Here is a 16,820-nt window from a genome sequence, read left to right on the forward strand (position 1 = left end):
TATGATTATCATGAATGATTTTCTTTCGTTGTACACAACTAATTTAAAAAGAAATGTGGGAAATGATGAATAAACAGACATACAATAAACGATTGATGAGCAATATGAGTGTTAATGGTCAGAATCATTTAGTCATTGATGGTGTGGATACAGTGGATATCGTCAATAAATACGGTACGCCTGTCAATGTTTATGATATCTCTTTGATCAAGCAGAAAATCAGTGCATTTAAAGAAGCCTTTAAAAACTATGAAAATAAAACACAGGTCGCTTACGCAAGTAAAGCGTTCTCTTCACTCGCACTTTATGAAATGCTGGCTAAGGAGGATGTCTCTCTTGATGTAGTATCCGGAGGCGAACTCTTTCTGGCTCTAAAAGCCGGATTTCCAAAGGAACGCATTCATTTCCATGGAAACAATAAATCCTATGAAGAACTGGAAGCTGCTATTTCCGAGCAAATCGGCTGCATAGTGATCGATAATTTCTACGAGATCGGTATGATTAAAGAGCTTACAGACAAATGCGATACAAAAGTGGATGTTCTGATTCGTGTGACTCCCGGGGTCGAGGCCCACACGCATGAATATATCACGACAGGACAGGCAGATTCCAAGTTCGGTTTTGATTTGACTTCAGGTCAGGTCGAAACAGCTATCAAGCAGATCAAGTCCATTGAACGAATCAATATGATCGGTCTCCATGCCCATATCGGCTCTCAGATCTTTGAAGTCGATGGGTATCAGGTAGTTATTGAAAAGCTGATAAGCAAGGCTAAAGAATGGAAAAATGCCTATAACTTCGATTTAGACGTCCTCAATGTAGGTGGAGGATTCGGGATACGCTATACGGATGAAGATGCTCCCCTTCCGCTGGAGGAGTATGCAAAGGCTATTATGAGTGCTGTCAGAAAGCATGCTGAATTAAACGATATGGAACTGCCGGAGATCTGGATCGAACCGGGAAGAAGTATCGTCGGCGAAGCAGGTACGAGCCTGTACACCATTGGAACGCAAAAAACGATCCCTTCGATCAGAAAATATGTTTCTGTGGATGGAGGAATGGCAGATAATATCAGACCAGCCTTATATCAGGCTGAGTATACAGGCGTATTGGCAAACAGAGTCAACGAAGAGGAAGAGGAAAAAGTCTCCATTGCCGGTAAAGCTTGTGAAAGTGGGGATATGCTGATCTGGGATATCACCTTGCCTCAACCGGATCAGAATGATATCTTGGCTGTTTTCAGTACAGGTGCCTATGGCTATTCAATGGCCAGCAACTACAATCGCCTGCCTAGACCAGCGGTGGTATTTGTAGAAAACGGGAAAGACTTTTTAGCGATTCGGAGAGAAACAGTTCAGGATTACCTGAAACTGGAAAACAGTATTGAAAACTGGAAGTAAAATAGGAGGGCTCTTATGCTCATCAGATATAAAGCTGATTATCAGAAAATAACGATGGGATTACTGTCCTACGTTCCTGATTTAAAAGAGACAGCTCGTTTGACAAAAGAAATGGAATGGTATAATCAGGAAGACAACAGACAGCTTTTTTTATGGAAAAGTGAAGAAACTGGTGATTTAGCCGGTGTTATTGGTATAGAAGAGGATGAAGAAATCGTTCTCTTGAGACATATTGCGGTAAACCCTTCCTATCGTGAAGAAGGGATGGCGTACCGGATGCTGACGGCACTGTCAAAAATGTATGCTTCGAAACGGGTTGTGGGTACGCTTGAAACAGCCTCTATCGTTACGAAGTGGCAAAAAGGAACAGATCGTCAATAAACCAACAAAGTAGGAATCCGAATGAGCGAAAAATGGAAAGTAAACTTGGATATTTTTGAAGGTCCACTTGATTTGCTGCTTCATTTGATCAATAAACTGGAGATAGATATTTACGATATTCCCATTAAAGAAATAACAGAGCAGTATTTAAACTACATTCATGCCATGCAGATGCTCCGGCTGGATGTCGCAGGGGAATATCTTGTCATGGCGGCGACCCTGATGTCGATAAAGAGTCAGCTGCTGCTTCCAAGAAACGAATCGTGGGAAGATCAAGGCGAAGAGTATGCAGTTGAAGAAGACTCCATTGAAAATCTTCAGCAGAAACTTCTCGAATATCGCAAGATAAAATACGCATCGACGAAACTAAATGAGAACAGGAAAAATAGAGAACAGCACTATTCAAAACCTCACGAAGATTTGACACATTTTCAGCAGTTTATACCTATGCAAGCGGGAGAACTTGAGCTGAGAGATCTGATCGGAGCTTTTGGTGAAATGTGCAGAAGAAAAGAATGGCTCGAACCGGCTCCCAGTACCATCGATCTCGAAGAAGTCACCGTGGACGAGAAAATCGAATGGCTGGACAAACGTATGTTGAAGAGCAGCCAGGCCATTCCTTTCAGACTGCTGTTCACCAGACCGACTAAAAGAGAGTATGTCGTGACCTTTCTGGCCCTGCTGGAGATGATGAAAGACAATCGGATCATTATTAAGCAGTCTGAAAGCTTTGGTGAGATCTATTTATCTCGTGTACAGCAGGAAAAGAAAGGACTGAATGAGCAGGATGAATGAGATTGCTACATATGAGGCTTTATTATTTGTAGCCGGTGAAGAGGGGATGAGCCTGAAGGATCTGGCTCAGTTGACTAAATCGACTCCTGAGCACGTCAGGTTCTGCCTTGACCAGTTATCTGAACGATATATGAAAGATGAGAACAGTGGTCTGAAACTGATCGAAACAGCAGAAACTTATCGGCTGGTCACCAAAAAGGAAATGTCAGGCGTCATTGAACTGTATGCGCAGTCCCCGTTGACGAAGAAATTAAGCAAGGCTTCTGTTGAAACATTGGCAGTCATAGCTTATAAGCAGCCGATCACCCGTATGGAGATCGAAGATATCAGAGGCGTGCAATTATCTTCCAGCCTGCAGAAACTGAAATTAAGAAATCTGATTCATGAAGTAGGACGGGTGGAAGCACCAGGACGTCCGGTACTCTATGGTACGACCGACTATTTTTTGGATTATTTTGGATTGAATGATTTAACAGAATTGCCGGAACTTGAAGTCGAGGAAAAAATGGAAAACCAGCGTTTATTTGAGGAAGAATTAGAATTTTAAAGGAGATTATTATGGAACGTCTACAAAAAGTTATGGCACATGCAGGAATCGCTTCTCGCAGGGGTTCAGAAAAATTGATCAAAGAAGGCCGTGTACAAGTGAACGGCAAAGTTGTCACCGAGATGGGGCTGAATGTAAGTCATGCTGATACAATAGCAGTAGACGGTGTTCCGATCACAAAAGAAGAAAAACTGTATTTTATTTTGAATAAACCTAGAGGCGTTATTTCCAGTGCTGATGATCCTAAAGGCAGAAAAACAGTTGTCGACTTTTTCTCTCACATCGATCAGCGTATATATCCTGTGGGTCGTCTGGATTATGACACGACCGGTGTGCTTTTGTTAACAAATGATGGGGAATTGACCAATCAGCTGACTCATCCCAAGTATGGGATAGAAAAAACGTACATTGCCAAAGTCGAGGGACTCATCAACAAGTCTGCTATTTCAAAACTCGAAAAAGGCCTGAAGATCGATGACTATAAGACCCGTCCGGCCAAAGCTCGGATCCTGGATATCGATGCTAAAAAAAATAAAAGCATGGTCGAACTGACTATCCATGAGGGTAAAAATCATCAAGTCAAGAAAATGCTTAAAGCGGTGGGACATCCTGTCGAAAAGCTGAACCGTGACCGGTATGGCTTCCTGACAACTGAAGGGCTGCAGTCGGGTGAATGGCGCGAACTGAAAACTTTTGAAGTGAATAAACTGAAACAACTTGTAAAAGAAAACTCTTAAAAGCGAATATATTGGCGGAAACAAGTCGCATTCGTTATAATAGTTGTAGATGATCTTTGCTGAACAGATAAGATACTAGCAATGACTAAAGTATGAATTAGAGGAGTGTCTAAACGTGACCGAAGAGACTAATCAAGACAACAAAAAGAAATTGCTAGTAGTTGATGATGAAGACAGAATCAGAAGACTACTAAAAATGTATTTAGAAAAAGCTGATTACAGCATTGAAGAAGCTGAGAATGGACAGAAAGCTTTGGATATGGCACTTGAAAACGATTATGATCTGATCCTTTTGGATGTCATGATGCCTGAAATGGACGGGCTTGAAGTTGCGGAAGAAATCAGAAAAGAAAAAGAAACCCCGATCATGATGCTGACGGCCAAAGGAGAAGAATTAAACCGTATTCAGGGTTTCGAAGCTGGCGTGGATGATTATATCGTCAAGCCTTTCAGTCCAAGAGAAATCGTTCTGCGCGTGGCTGCAATTATCAAACGGACAAAAAGCGAGTCGCCCAGTGGAGCAAACGGAGATGTTTCAGACACATTGACACTTCCTCATTTAGAAATCGATAATGATTCTAGAAGGGTCACAGCAGACGGAAAAGCTGTGAACCTGACACCTAAAGAGTATGATCTTCTTCATTACCTGATGTCTTCACCGGATCAGATATTCGGACGTGAACAGTTACTGCGAGAAGTGTGGAAGTATGAATTCTTTGGTGATTTGAGGACCGTGGACACACATATCAAGCGTCTGAGAGAAAAACTGAAAAAAGAATCGGAAGTCGCATCTAAAATGATTGAAACAGTTTGGGGATTGGGTTATAAACTGAATTCATATCCAGACGAAGAGGAGTAATCGTATGAAGATAAATGTAGTGGCAATCAGGATCTGGCTCATTACGTTTGGGATTACGTTATTGTCTTTCGTCTTCACCACTGTGTTTTACGGTGTTTTCTATTCTCAAGAGATCAAAGAAAACTATATGGATGAATATGAACAGATCATAGAAAATGTGGAACGCCTGGCAATTGCGGATCCGCATTTTTTATTGGAAAATATTGAGCCCATCAATGATTTTCATTCACAAGTCAATTTTGCCTTGTTACTAGAGGATACTTACACCCCAAACGACGATGAGTGGGTTTTACCATTTGATGAACAGGAACAGGAAATGATCGCAGACGAACCAAGTATCATGGATGTTATTGATTCCAGTGAACACGTTCATATGCGTTCAGATCAAAATAACGCATACGACGCAAATATCCCTTATGTCTTCCACATACAGCCCACGGTCATCGATGGCGAAGAGGCACTACTTTATTCCTGGGCAAACTTGTCTTTTCTCGTAACATTAGAAAGACGAATCAGTTACCTGTTGACCGGACTGATTCTTGCCCATCTTTTTGCGGCTTTCTATTACTATGTCTATCTTAAACGACATGTTTCAGAGCCGATCAATGCAATGACCAATATCGCTTTCGATTTTGCCCGTGATGATTTCAGCCATCAGTTGCCGATCTCCGGACGGGACGACTTGTCTGAACTTGCGATGGCGATGAATAAGATGGGACATTCTCTTGAAACGAACCGGATGGTCGTGAAACAGGAAAAAGAATTATTATCACATATTCTGGACAATATCGAGACCGGGATCCTCTATTACGATTCGGATAAAACTCTTTTATTATCCAATCCTGTCGGGGATGTATTCCTGACACAATATCAGATCGAAGAATCTAATTTTTCGGATCAGGATGAATTCGTCGATGTGGAAGAAAAACTGGATGAGGTCATTAGAATGAAAACACCGGTCGAATTTACCATTGAGATGGAAGAAACATATTATGTCGTAACCGTTCTGCCTTTACTGGAAAGAGAGAGCAACGATCTTAGAGGGCTAGTCGTTTCTGCAAAAGATTTGACCAAGGAACACCGTCTGGATAGGATGAGAGTCGATTTCATCAATAACATTTCTCATGAATTACGTACGCCTTTAGTCATGGTCCAGGGCTATAGTGAAGCCATACTCGATGATGTAGCAGAAAGCACTGAAGAGAAAAAAGAAATGGCCCAGATCATTCGAGACGAATCTCAGCGTATGAACCGGATGGTGAATGAGATGCTGGATCTGTCACGGATGGAAGCCGGCTATATCGAGCTTCAGAAGACTGAAGTCAATATGAACAGCTATCTGCGCAATCTTCTGTTCCGGTTCGATAACATGGCGAGTGATGCAGAAGTCTCGCTCCAGATGGAAGCACCGAAAGAAACGATCCACCAGATGCTGGACAAAGATAAAATGGACCAGGTCTTTGTGAACCTGATCAATAATGCGATCAGACATACCAGCATGACAGAGAAAGCCGAAAAAATCGTCACTCTGCAGCTGCTTAAAGAAGAAGAACTGGAGGAAGTGGTGATGATCGTTAAAGATACCGGGACAGGAATACCGGAAGGTGATCTGCCGTACATTTTTGACCGGTTTTTCAAAGCGGATAAATCCCGTAACAATTATTCGTCAAACGCCAAGGGGACAGGTATCGGTCTGTCACTAGTCAAGAACATTGTTGAAGCTCATGGCGGCTTTATTGAAGTGGAATCAGAATTTAAACAGGGGTCTGCCTTTATTATTCACATCCCTATGACTGATGAAGAATAAACAGCAGAGCGTCAGGCATGTGAATTTTAACACTTGACTCTTCCTGGTATTCCATTATAATAAGTATTGAAAATAAAATATTTTGATTCATCTTCAGGGGCAGGGCGAAAATCCCTACCGGTGGTATAGTCCACGAGCGAGTAAAATTGCTGAACTGGTGTAATTCCAGTACCGACAGTATAGTCTGGATAAAGAAGATGGAGCTTTTTGACTGAATATAAATCTGTCTACAGCTCTGTTTGTCTCCTGAAATATGGAGACAAACAGAGTTTTTTGTTTTCTTCATTTTTCTGGAAGCAGCAGCGGGACAGTGGTATTCAGAGAAGTTCACCCTCAGTAGGATGAATCCTTTTAGGAGGATTTATTATGTCAAACAGTAAGACGAAAAAATTAGTAGGTATCGCCGTGTTAGCATCATTAGCCTGGGTGATTTCTATGTTAGCTTTTCCGGTACTGCCGGGTTCCCCCTTTTTAAAAGTGGATTTCAGTGATTTAGCTGTACTATTCGGCATGTATGTCTATGGACCTGCAGCCGGTATAACGATTGCGTTTATACGCTCACTCTTATCTTATGCACAAAAGGGTGGAGAGATGGGATTCCCTATCGGTGATACGGCAGCTTTTATCGCATCCGTGTCATTTACACTCCCGATCTATATGATCCTGGTAAAATACGGTTCATCCCTGAAAAATAAAATAGCAGGAATTTTCTCATCGACGTTATCCTTGACAGTCATGATGTCGGTGCTGAACTGGCTAGTTATTGCACCTGCCTATATGGCTGTCATGGGATTCGATGTCGGTCCTATGCGTACGTATTTACTGTTAGCCGTGGTTCCCTTTAATCTGATCAAAGGTGTACTGGTGGGACTTGTCTTTTACGTCGCATTCAGTAAAATGAAACCTTGGCTGGATAAAACGAAGAAAAAATTCAAAAAAAAGCGAGCGCCTGGAATGGTCGCTAATGAAACACGTTAAGCTGAATTGACCTTTATAAAAGCGAAGGACCTTATCTGGTAAAATCAAGATAGGGTCCTTCGTTTTTTTGTTTCGGCAAAAGCTATAATTCGTGCGAAGTGAACCATGATTTAATGATATAATGGGGCTAATACACAAGTAGGAACAGGGAGGTGGAACACGAGTGAATGCTGATTTTTTTGCCGGATTCATAGTAAGTCTATTTAACGAAAAAACATCGGTGACGACTAAACAGCTAAGTCTGATTGCTGCTGGCAAGCGCACGCCCTCTGTTTTGTTCAATGTTGAAAAAAACAATCTCTATACGCTGTTTGGTCTTTTCCCGGAGGTTTCTTTGAAGGGATGGGAGCGGGTCGGGCAGACTCTGTTAGACTACAGGCTAGTTAAGTCGACCGAAGACGCTCTGTCTCTGACGGAAAAAGGGTTTAAAGCCAGAGAATCATTTATCACTGATTTCCCGGTGAATAACGGACTTGAACAACTGCGATACTCTACAACTAAGCCTCTCTACTGGAATCGTATGATTTTTACGACCCAAGTTTTTTCAGAGTACAGTTATAAGAATAAACAGTATGTTCCTTACCTCTCATCACTAGAAGATCAGCGTAACATGAAAAAGTGGCTGGTGGAACAGGGGAGGCCAATGGATGAGCTGGCTCAAGAATGGTTTAGGGAACTGAAAGCCTTGTTTCAGTCGTTGCCGGCAAAGGAAGCAGATTTTATCGCTGGGCATTTTTCCGGTCATCATGTCAGTGGCAGTACCAGCCGCCAGCTCCAAGAACGCTACGGATTAAGCAAAGAACACTATACTGTTTTTATTGATCAGCTCAGCTACAAGATAGTTCAGCATGATAATAAGCGGTTCCCTCTGCTTTTATCTCTCTGGAACAGGACGCATCTGGATTGTGATGAAGGATTGAGTCACAGTGCAAGATTATCCAGACGAATGCTTGAAAGAGGAAAAGGGATAGATGAAGTTGCCGTGGAAAGAAAGTTGAAAGCCAATACGATCAGAGAACACATCCTTGAATGTGTTCTGATCACCGATTGGCCGCATTTTAAGCAGTATATCCGGCCTGATCATTATACTGCCTGTCATACTTTAATTGGAGCAGATCCGGCAGTAAGCTATGCTGAAGCAAAAAATGAAATCACTGATCTAGATTTCTTTACTTTTCGTTTGATTGAAATAGAAAGGATGCGACGTCATGGATGACTTACTTGAAAAACAGATGTATGACATGCTCGAATCCAAGTTCGGTTTTTCTTCGTTCAGACCTGGCCAGAAAGAGGCGATCAAAGCAGCCCTGACTGGAAGAGATTCGCTTGTGATGCTGCCAACAGGCACTGGGAAATCCCTCTGTTATCAGCTGCCGTCATATTTCATGACCGGTGCTACTCTTATAGTGTCTCCCCTGCTTTCTCTGATGGAAGATCAAGTCGAAACGATGAAAAAGAATGGGGAAAAGTCGGTCGTTGCTCTCAACAGTTTTATGTCTCAGAAAGAAAAAAAGCTGGTCATGAATTCATTAAATACCTATAAATTTATTTTCATGTCCCCGGAAATGCTGCAGCAGGAAAGAGTTCTGACCCGATTGAAGCAGGTGTCTATTTCACTGCTTGTGGTGGATGAAGCCCACTGTATTTCCCAGTGGGGAATGGATTTCCGCCCTGATTATTTGAGACTTGGAGATTTGAAAAACCAGCTGTCCAGCCCTTTGACGATGGCTTTGACAGCGACTGCAGTGGAAGCCGTCAGACAGGAGATCATCCGAAATTTAAATTTGAATGGAGATGTCAAAGAGGTGATCTATTCCGTCAATCGTCCGACAATACAGTTAAGGGTTGAACAATGTGTGGGAGATAAAGACAGCAAGCTCTTTCATGCGATCAACACATTCGGACGATCAGGTATCATCTACTTCTCCAGTAAAAAAATCGCTGATAAGGTCGCAACACGCATACGGGAAACAACTGGTTTTAGTGCTGAAAGCTATCACAGTGACATTGAAGCAAAAGACAAGAAAAAAATCCAGGCGCAATTTCTGACGAATGAACTGGATATCATCTGTGCAACGAGTGCCTTCGGGATGGGGATCGACAAGCCGGATATCCGTTATGTGATCCATTATCATATGCCCGCAAACCCCGAAATGTATCTGCAGGAAATCGGACGTGCCAGCCGTGACCAACAAGGCGGGATCGCGCTGCTCTTATATGAGGCAGGAGATGAACATCTTCAGAACAGGTTGCAGGAAGAATCCTTGCCGGAGGAAGAAGAACTGAGGTATGCTTACAGACATCCAAAAGCCCTGGAAGCGTTGAAGGATGACAGCAAATCCAGACTTGCCCGTTACTTTGTCAGCCGGAAAACAGCAATCAATGAGGCGCTGGAACGCATCGAAGAACGAAAACGGTATAAAAAGCAGCAGCTGAGAATAATGGTTCAGTATGCATCCACAGAAAGTTGCAAACGGGAAATGCTTTTGAACTATTTTAACGAAGAGCTGCAAGAGCGACAGAACGCCTGTTGTTCGAGTTGTGAATCGAAATTACCCCTACCGTACAATAAGCAGCGGGCTCCTATCCATAAGAAACTGGAGGGGGAACAGACTTGGGAAGTGATTTTGAACAAATTATTTAATTTTAATTTGCAGCCTAAAAAGTAGCCGTATCTATGCTATAATAAATATCGAATCGTATGAGAGGAGTCACATTATGGGGAAAAAAGATCGTCGATCCATGGAAGAGCTTTGGTCAAAACGCTTTGACGAAGAAACTGAAATGAATCAGGAAGAGCCGCTGTCAAGAAAAGCTAAACGCGAAAGAGAAAAAGGTATTTCTCCTATATTAACTGTTACCCTGATATTTATGGCATTACTTATCATTCTGCCGACGTCTGCGTATCTCTGGTGGTCAAGCAGAGACGGCTTGTCGGAAGAACCGGCAAGTCCTTCAGTCGAGCAGGTGGCTGAAAACAGTCAGGATGAAGAAACAGCAGATGCACAAGATGCTGGAGAGAGAAATAACGAAGGAACAGAATCCGACGGTAATTTTTCTGCAGATTCAGCATCAGAGGAAACAGCAGATGCTGATAATGAATCCGGTGAAACATCGGGTGAAACCGCCTCTGGAACGGAGGACGCCTCAGCTGCTGAAACAGTTACAGATGAAAGTGGTATAGAAGCTGACGCCGAAGAAAACATACAGGAACAGGAACAGGCAAACGGCAATGAAGCATCCAATACAGAAAACAGTGCTGAAACAGCTTCTGAATCAGCTGTCGACCCAGCGTCAGAACCCGTACAAGATGCCGACTACTATACTGTTGAAGCTGGAGACAACATGTACCGTATTGCACTTAATCATGGTATGAGCACTCAGGAATTGATGCAGCTGAATGGTGTTCAGGATGAAACAGTGTATGTAGGACAAAAACTGCGCGTTAACTAATTAGATAATGAAAGTGTGGATAAAATGGAAAATAAATCATTAACCATTGCTATAGACGGACCGGCTTCATCAGGCAAAAGTACAGTAGCTAAACGGATCGCTGCTGACTTAGGTCTGATTTATGTGGACACAGGTGCGATGTATCGTGCATTGACATTTGAAGCGTTGAAAAACAATGTGAATATAAAGGACCAGAATGCTCTGGTCGACTTGCTGGATAAAACAGTGATCACGTTTGAACCGGATGAGAAAGGCCAGTCTGTATTTTCAAACGGCGTGGATGTCACGTATGACATTAGAGATAATAACGTCACCAACACGGTCTCAGTCGTTGCCGCACACTCCAAAGTCCGACACTTGATGGTCAAACGTCAGCAGGACATGGCTCAGGATAACGGGGTCGTTATGGATGGCCGCGATATCGGCACAGTGGTATTGCCGAATGCCGACCTGAAAATTTTTTTAGTGGCCAGTGTCAAGGAACGTGCTGAACGCCGTCACAAAGAAAACAAGGAAAAAGGGATATTTTCTGATCTTGATCAATTGAAGAAAGACATTGCTGAAAGAGATTATAAAGACTCCACGCGCGACTCGTCTCCTTTGAAGCAGGCAGCTGATGCTGTCAGGATCGATACGACAAAAATGACGATCGAAGAAGTGGTCAATACAATAAAAAGTCTGATAAAAAAAGCTTGATTTTAAGGATTTGCACAAGATAGTATGTTTTAGTGGAAATTATTTTATATATTCGGTACAATTAAAGATGTAGGAATTATTGGTTTTGGGAGGCAAATATTATGACAGAAGAAAATAGAAACGAAGTAGAGAACACAGAGGTGACAGAAGAGGAAGCAGTCGAAACTGCAAATGAGCAGGTACAGGTGAATACACCTGGCGACACCTCTCCGCAAGATGTCATGGCTGAAAATGAAGAAGCAGACGTTCAGCCTGCAGTTGAAACGGATAATGCTGCATCTGAATCAATGTCAGACGTGATGAACGCTGTTGACGATATCACTCCTGGTGATCTTGTCAAAGGTGAAGTCCTGACTATTGATAAGGATAAGCAGGTCATTGTCGGTTTAGAAGGTGGACAGGAAGGTGTTATTCCACCGCGTGAGCTGGCAACTGAACGTTTTGATCATCCTTCTGATGTTGTCTCTATTGGAGATACAATTGATGTAGTTGTTTTAAGAGATGTTAAAGATAAAGAACAAGGCAGCTTCATTTTATCTAAAAAACGCGTCGACCAGCGTAAAGTCTGGGAAGAGCTTCAGCAGAAATACGATAACGATGAAATCATCGAAGCAACGGTTTCACGTGTCGTTAAGGGCGGTCTGACCGTTGATTTAGGCGTAAGAGGTTTCGTACCCGCTTCACAGATCGATACGCACTTTGTCAGTGACTTGAATCAGTTTGAAGGCAACACCTATAACTTCAAGATCATTGAAATCGATCCTAAAGAACGCCAGCTCATTCTTTCCCGTAAAGTCCTTCTTGAAAAAGAGCAGGCTGCCGAAAGAGAAGAAGCTCTTGAGAATCTTGAAGAAGGGTCAGTTGTCGAAGGTGAAGTGGTTCGCCTGACTAATTTCGGTGCTTTCGTAAATGTCGGAGGCGTTGACGGCCTGGTTCACATTTCTGAAATCGCTCATGAGCGTATCGATTCCCCTAAAGATAAATTATCTAAAGGCGATAAGGTAAACGTTAAGGTGCTTAAAGTAGATAAAGAACAGGAACGTGTTTCACTATCTATTAAAGAAACGTTACCTGGACCTTGGGACAATCTTGAAGAAGAAATGCCGGCAGGTACAGTAACTAAAGGAACGGTCAAGCGTGTCACAGATTTTGGTGCGTTCGTTGAAGTTAAACCGGGAGTTGAAGGTCTTGTTCACATTTCTGAAATGGCACACAAACATGTGGAAACCCCACATGAGGTGGTAGCTAAAGATGAAGAGATAGAAGTGAAGGTCTTGAGTGTCAATCCTGAAGAAGAACGTATTTCTCTAAGTATCAAAGCGCTGGAAGAAAATACGGAAGAACCAGCAGAAACTAAAAAACCAAAAGAAACGTCAAATAAACAGGCAAAAAATAAACCTGAAATCAAGCAGCCATCATTGCGTGATGACGAAGACGAAGGTGCATTCACATTAGGTGATCAGATCGGCGATCAGCTTTCAGGCTTCGTGGCTGATGATGACGAAGAGTAATAAATAAAAGGGTATATTTTACCGCACCCAACTGTATTTAGGTATGATGCCTAGTTCAGTTGGGTGTCCTGTTTTTACTGAGTATTTAAGAATTGAGAAAGAAGGTGTTTGAGTAGTGAAACCAACTGTAGCAATCGTAGGTAGACCAAATGTAGGGAAATCTACGATTTTTAACCGCGTTGTAGGGGAACGGATATCTATCGTAGAAGATACCTCCGGCGTAACGAGAGATCGGATTTATGCCGATGCCGAATGGCTCGGTCGCGACTTTGCTTTAATAGACACTGGCGGCATCACTTTGGAAGACGAGCCGCTGAACGTCGAAATCAGACAGCAGGCACAAATCGCCATAGAAGAAGCTGATGTGATCATCATGATGACAAGCGTTAAAGAAGGCGTCACATATGAAGACCAGCAGATTGCGCCGATCTTATTTAAGTCAGGCAAACCTGTCATTCTGGCAGTCAATAAAGCAGATAATCCTGAACTGAGAAACGATGTGTACGAGTTTTATTCTTTAGGCCTTGGAGATCCGTATCCCATATCAGGGTCTCATGGTCTGGGACTTGGAGATGTTCTGGATGAAGTCATCAAGCACTTCCCGACTGACAATGAAAGTGATTACGATGAATCAACGATCAAGTTCAGTGTGATCGGACGTCCGAATGTAGGAAAATCAAGTCTGGTCAATGCCATAATCGGTGAGGAACGTGTGATCGTTTCCAACATTGCAGGAACGACACGTGAAGCTGTCGACACACGTTTTCAGACTAAAGAAGGCCGGGACTTTGTTGTCATAGATACTGCCGGAATGCGTAAAAAAGGCAAGATCTATGAAACGACTGAAAAGTACAGCGTTTTAAGAGCCCTTAGAGCCATTGAACGTTCCGATGTCGTCTTATGTGTCATCAATGCCGAAGAAGGTATCAGAGAGCAGGATAAGCGTGTATTCGGCTACGCACACGAAGCCGGTAAAGGGATCATACTTGTTGTGAATAAATGGGATACCGTTGAAAAAGAAACAAATACCATGAAAGAATTCGAACAGGATGTCAGAGATGAATTCCAGTATCTCAGTTATGCACCCATCGTGTTTGTTTCCGCACTGACGAAGAAACGTCTGCATTTGTTGCCTGAACGAATCGAAGAAGTATTCATGAACCGGAATCTGCGTATACAGTCATCGATCCTCAACGATGTGGTAATGGACGCTGTAGCGACCAATCCGACACCGACAGATAAAGGCCGACGTCTGAAAATCTACTATACGACACAGGTGTCTGTGTCACCGCCTACATTCATTATTTTCGTCAATGATCCGGATCTGCTCCATTTCTCCTATGCACGCTTCCTGGAAAACAGATTCAGAGATACGTTTAATTTTGAAGGAACACCCATTCGGATCATTCCTCGCAGACGAAAATAGAAAGAATAGAAAATCCTTAAAAGTCAACTATATTTTCTTCTGTAATTTAGCTATAATTTTAAGAGAATGGGATAAAAGCATTGCAGTATCAAGGATTCTATGGTATCTTTTTAAATGAAATGTCATAACAGACTATTTCACCCAAGTGCATTTTTTATAAAAGAGAGTGCAGTAAGATCGCACGTTAATTCATTAAATTGGCATGCATCGATCTTCTTTTGAGGAGGTGAAAGATAACGATGGCAAATAAAGCAGAATTAATCGAAAAAGTAGCATCTTCAGCTGACCTTACTAAAAAGGATGCAACAGCTGCAGTAGAAGCAGTTTTCGAATCAATCAAAGATACATTAGCTGACGGTGAAAAAGTACAAATCATTGGTTTTGGTAACTTTGAAGTACGCGACCGCGCAGCACGTAAAGGACGTAATCCTCAAACTGGGGAAGAAATCCAGATCCCTGCAACTAAAGTTCCAGCATTCAAAGCTGGTAAAGCTTTAAAAGATGCAGTTAAATCATAAAAGTACCATACTTTTTAATTGTCGAGATCAGCTGATCTCGACTTTTTTTTGTATAAAATCACAGGTGCAGTGCATGTGTTTTCAAGGTCATGTAAACGGTAGACGAGGAAAGATGGTCGAGGCTCAGACTTATGAGGCATTTGTCGGTGTTACTCAGTGAATTCTAAGGGACTTTTTTTAAAAGAGAAATTAATTGACAATTAAATAAGATGTACGTAGTCTTAATATTGAAGAAGATCAAACACTATCTGAAAGGATGATGAATGGACAATGTCCTCCAATCGAAAAGAGGAAATTAAGAACGAGGCAAAAGAGAGAAACGTCAGGTTTTTGAGGTTAATGTTTACGGATATAGACGGGGTCATTAAGAATGTCGAAGTCCCTATCAGTCAGCTGGATAAAGTCATGGACAACGAAATGGCGTTTGACGGTTCTTCCATAGACGGTTTTGTGGAAATCGATCAAAGTGATATGAAACTGCATCCGGATCTGGATACATGGCTGATTTTCCCTTGGGAACTCGATTCAAGTGACGGCCGTATTGCCCGTTTTATCTGTGATGTTTATATGCCTACCGGCGAACCCTTTGATGGGGATCCACGAAGCAATTTGAAACGTGTCTTGAATGAAATGGAACATATGGGATTCACTGAGTTCAATTTAGGACCGGAACCCGAATTCTTCCTGTTTAAATTAGACGAACACGGTAATCCAAGCAAAAATCTGAATGACCATGGCGGATATTTTGACCTGGCGCCAACTGATTTGGCAGAAAACTGCCGCAGAGACATCGTTTTGGAACTTGAGGCACTGGGTTTTGAAATCGAGGCCAGTCATCACGAAGCCGCACCGGGACAGCATGAGATCGACTGGAAATATGCAGATGCCGTAGAAGCCTGTGATAATATCCAGACGTTCAAGCTGATCGTCAAAACGGTTGCCAGAAAACACGGCCTCCATGCCACGTTCATGCCCAAACCGATTGAAGAAATCAGCGGCTCGGGCATGCATTTCAATATGTCTTTATTCAAAGACGGAAAGAATGCCTTTTTCGATGAAAGCAATGAAGATGGTCTGAGTACGACGGCCTATCAGTTTATTGCAGGTCTATTGGATCATGCCCAAGCCTATACAGCTATATGCAACCCGATCATCAACTCGTATAAACGTCTCACGCCCGGATTTGAGGCGCCTGTGTACGTTGCCTGGTCTGGAACGAATAGAACCCCTCTGATCCGCGTACCGGCCTCTAGAGGACAATCTACACGGGTTGAGCTCCGAAGTGTTGATCCGACAGCCAATCCTTATTTAGCTCTGGCTGTGCTCTTGAAAGCAGGGATGAAAGGGATAGCGGAAGCTAAGAGTGCCCCTAGTCCAGTGAATCAGAATATTTATAACATGAATCAGTTTGAACGGGATGAAAATCAGATCCAGTCACTGCCTAAGACACTTGTTGAAGCACTTGAAGCTTTGAAAGGGGACGAGACCATCAAAGATGCCATTGGTCATCATATCTTTGAACGTTTTGTGGCTGCCAAAGAAGCAGACTGGAGAAAATATTCCACAGCTGTTTCTCAGTATGAAATGGACCGTTATTTCAAACTATATTAAGTGACTACAATATAAATGAAAATCAGCTCTCTGAAAGCAGTTTTCTATGCTGCTTTCAGAGGGTTTTTATTATTCGAAGATCGATCGAGAAAATCGATCGT

Annotated in this window: 16 protein-coding genes and 1 riboswitch; all 16 genes read left to right on the forward strand. The window is 42.5% G+C overall.

The window, feature by feature from the left end; genetic code table 11:
• The first annotated feature begins 62 nt into the window (after nt 1-62).
• Nucleotides 63-1,400 (forward strand): diaminopimelate decarboxylase, encoded by a 1,338-nt coding sequence (gene lysA, locus BM049_RS01175; RefSeq protein ID WP_425426024.1) that lies wholly within the window; start codon nt 63-65, stop codon nt 1,398-1,400.
• Between the two features lie 15 nt (nt 1,401-1,415).
• Complete coding sequence (locus BM049_RS01180) at nt 1,416-1,781, forward strand: GNAT family N-acetyltransferase (RefSeq protein WP_091527993.1); 366 nt, start codon at nt 1,416-1,418, stop codon at nt 1,779-1,781.
• Nucleotides 1,782-1,802: 21 nt separating this feature from the next.
• Nucleotides 1,803-2,576, forward strand: coding sequence for a segregation and condensation protein A (locus tag BM049_RS01185; RefSeq protein ID WP_091527994.1), 774 nt, complete (start codon nt 1,803-1,805; stop codon nt 2,574-2,576).
• Nucleotides 2,560-3,123: an SMC-Scp complex subunit ScpB gene (gene scpB / locus BM049_RS01190; protein WP_245751808.1), complete on the forward strand. Its 564-nt coding sequence runs from the start codon at nt 2,560-2,562 to the stop codon at nt 3,121-3,123. The genes BM049_RS01185 and scpB overlap by 17 nt, the downstream gene beginning before the upstream one ends.
• Nucleotides 3,124-3,134: 11 nt before the next feature.
• Complete coding sequence (locus tag BM049_RS01195) at nt 3,135-3,860, forward strand: pseudouridine synthase (RefSeq protein WP_091527997.1); 726 nt, start codon at nt 3,135-3,137, stop codon at nt 3,858-3,860.
• Between the two features lie 115 nt (nt 3,861-3,975).
• Nucleotides 3,976-4,719, forward strand: a complete 744-nt coding sequence (locus BM049_RS01200) for a response regulator transcription factor (RefSeq protein WP_281242172.1) — start codon at nt 3,976-3,978, stop codon at nt 4,717-4,719.
• Nucleotides 4,720-4,723: 4 nt separating this feature from the next.
• Nucleotides 4,724-6,526 (forward strand): HAMP domain-containing sensor histidine kinase, encoded by a 1,803-nt coding sequence (locus BM049_RS01205; RefSeq protein WP_091527999.1) that lies wholly within the window; start codon nt 4,724-4,726, stop codon nt 6,524-6,526.
• Nucleotides 6,527-6,611: 85 nt separating this feature from the next.
• A riboswitch (FMN riboswitch) is annotated at nt 6,612-6,729 on the forward strand.
• Nucleotides 6,730-6,892: 163 nt separating this feature from the next.
• Nucleotides 6,893-7,504, forward strand: coding sequence for an ECF transporter S component (locus BM049_RS01210; RefSeq protein ID WP_425426025.1), 612 nt, complete (start codon nt 6,893-6,895; stop codon nt 7,502-7,504).
• Nucleotides 7,505-7,667: 163 nt separating this feature from the next.
• Nucleotides 7,668-8,720: a helix-turn-helix domain-containing protein gene (locus BM049_RS01215; protein ID WP_091528003.1), complete on the forward strand. Its 1,053-nt coding sequence runs from the start codon at nt 7,668-7,670 to the stop codon at nt 8,718-8,720.
• On the forward strand, nt 8,713-10,173 hold the full coding sequence (locus tag BM049_RS01220) for a RecQ family ATP-dependent DNA helicase (RefSeq protein WP_091528004.1): 1,461 nt from the start codon (nt 8,713-8,715) through the stop codon (nt 10,171-10,173). Before BM049_RS01215 ends, BM049_RS01220 begins: the two co-directional genes overlap by 8 nt.
• A 49-nt stretch (nt 10,174-10,222) precedes the next feature.
• Entirely contained in the window at nt 10,223-10,957 is a 735-nt protein-coding gene (locus tag BM049_RS01225) for a LysM peptidoglycan-binding domain-containing protein (protein WP_091528006.1), read from the forward strand.
• A 24-nt stretch (nt 10,958-10,981) separates the two neighbouring features.
• A complete protein-coding gene (gene cmk, locus BM049_RS01230) occupies nt 10,982-11,653 on the forward strand; it encodes a (d)CMP kinase (RefSeq protein WP_091528007.1) in 672 nt (223 codons plus the stop codon).
• Between the two features lie 101 nt (nt 11,654-11,754).
• Nucleotides 11,755-13,164 carry a 30S ribosomal protein S1 gene (gene rpsA / locus BM049_RS01235; protein ID WP_425426026.1) on the forward strand — a complete coding sequence of 470 codons (1,410 nt, stop codon included), beginning with the start codon at nt 11,755-11,757 and terminating at the stop codon, nt 13,162-13,164.
• Between the two features lie 115 nt (nt 13,165-13,279).
• A complete protein-coding gene (gene der / locus BM049_RS01240) occupies nt 13,280-14,590 on the forward strand; it encodes a ribosome biogenesis GTPase Der (RefSeq protein ID WP_091528009.1) in 1,311 nt (436 codons plus the stop codon).
• A gap of 239 nt (nt 14,591-14,829) precedes the next feature.
• Nucleotides 14,830-15,108: an HU family DNA-binding protein gene (locus BM049_RS01245; protein WP_091528010.1), complete on the forward strand. Its 279-nt coding sequence runs from the start codon at nt 14,830-14,832 to the stop codon at nt 15,106-15,108.
• A gap of 270 nt (nt 15,109-15,378) precedes the next feature.
• Nucleotides 15,379-16,719: a type I glutamate--ammonia ligase gene (gene glnA / locus BM049_RS01250; RefSeq protein ID WP_091528012.1), complete on the forward strand. Its 1,341-nt coding sequence runs from the start codon at nt 15,379-15,381 to the stop codon at nt 16,717-16,719.
• Nucleotides 16,720-16,820 lie beyond the last annotated feature (101 nt).

The organism is Alkalibacterium subtropicum (assembly GCF_900112455.1).
Lineage (GTDB): Bacteria > Bacillota > Bacilli > Lactobacillales > Carnobacteriaceae_A > Alkalibacterium > Alkalibacterium subtropicum.

What these genes read in the sequence shown, in the direction of transcription:
- lysA (WP_425426024.1), top strand. Translation starts at nt 63, where the DNA reads ATGATGAATAAACAGACATACAATAAACGATTGATGAGCAATATGAGT.
- BM049_RS01180 (WP_091527993.1), top strand. Translation starts at nt 1,416, where the DNA reads ATGCTCATCAGATATAAAGCTGATTATCAGAAAATAACGATGGGATTA.
- BM049_RS01185 (WP_091527994.1), top strand. Translation starts at nt 1,803, where the DNA reads ATGAGCGAAAAATGGAAAGTAAACTTGGATATTTTTGAAGGTCCACTT.
- scpB (WP_245751808.1), top strand. Translation starts at nt 2,560, where the DNA reads ATGAGCAGGATGAATGAGATTGCTACATATGAGGCTTTATTATTTGTA.
- BM049_RS01195 (WP_091527997.1), top strand. Translation starts at nt 3,135, where the DNA reads ATGGAACGTCTACAAAAAGTTATGGCACATGCAGGAATCGCTTCTCGC.
- BM049_RS01205 (WP_091527999.1), top strand. Translation starts at nt 4,724, where the DNA reads ATGAAGATAAATGTAGTGGCAATCAGGATCTGGCTCATTACGTTTGGG.
- BM049_RS01210 (WP_425426025.1), top strand. Translation starts at nt 6,893, where the DNA reads ATGTCAAACAGTAAGACGAAAAAATTAGTAGGTATCGCCGTGTTAGCA.
- BM049_RS01220 (WP_091528004.1), top strand. Translation starts at nt 8,713, where the DNA reads ATGGATGACTTACTTGAAAAACAGATGTATGACATGCTCGAATCCAAG.
- BM049_RS01225 (WP_091528006.1), top strand. Translation starts at nt 10,223, where the DNA reads ATGGGGAAAAAAGATCGTCGATCCATGGAAGAGCTTTGGTCAAAACGC.
- cmk (WP_091528007.1), top strand. Translation starts at nt 10,982, where the DNA reads ATGGAAAATAAATCATTAACCATTGCTATAGACGGACCGGCTTCATCA.
- rpsA (WP_425426026.1), top strand. Translation starts at nt 11,755, where the DNA reads ATGACAGAAGAAAATAGAAACGAAGTAGAGAACACAGAGGTGACAGAA.
- BM049_RS01245 (WP_091528010.1), top strand. Translation starts at nt 14,830, where the DNA reads ATGGCAAATAAAGCAGAATTAATCGAAAAAGTAGCATCTTCAGCTGAC.
- glnA (WP_091528012.1), top strand. Translation starts at nt 15,379, where the DNA reads ATGTCCTCCAATCGAAAAGAGGAAATTAAGAACGAGGCAAAAGAGAGA.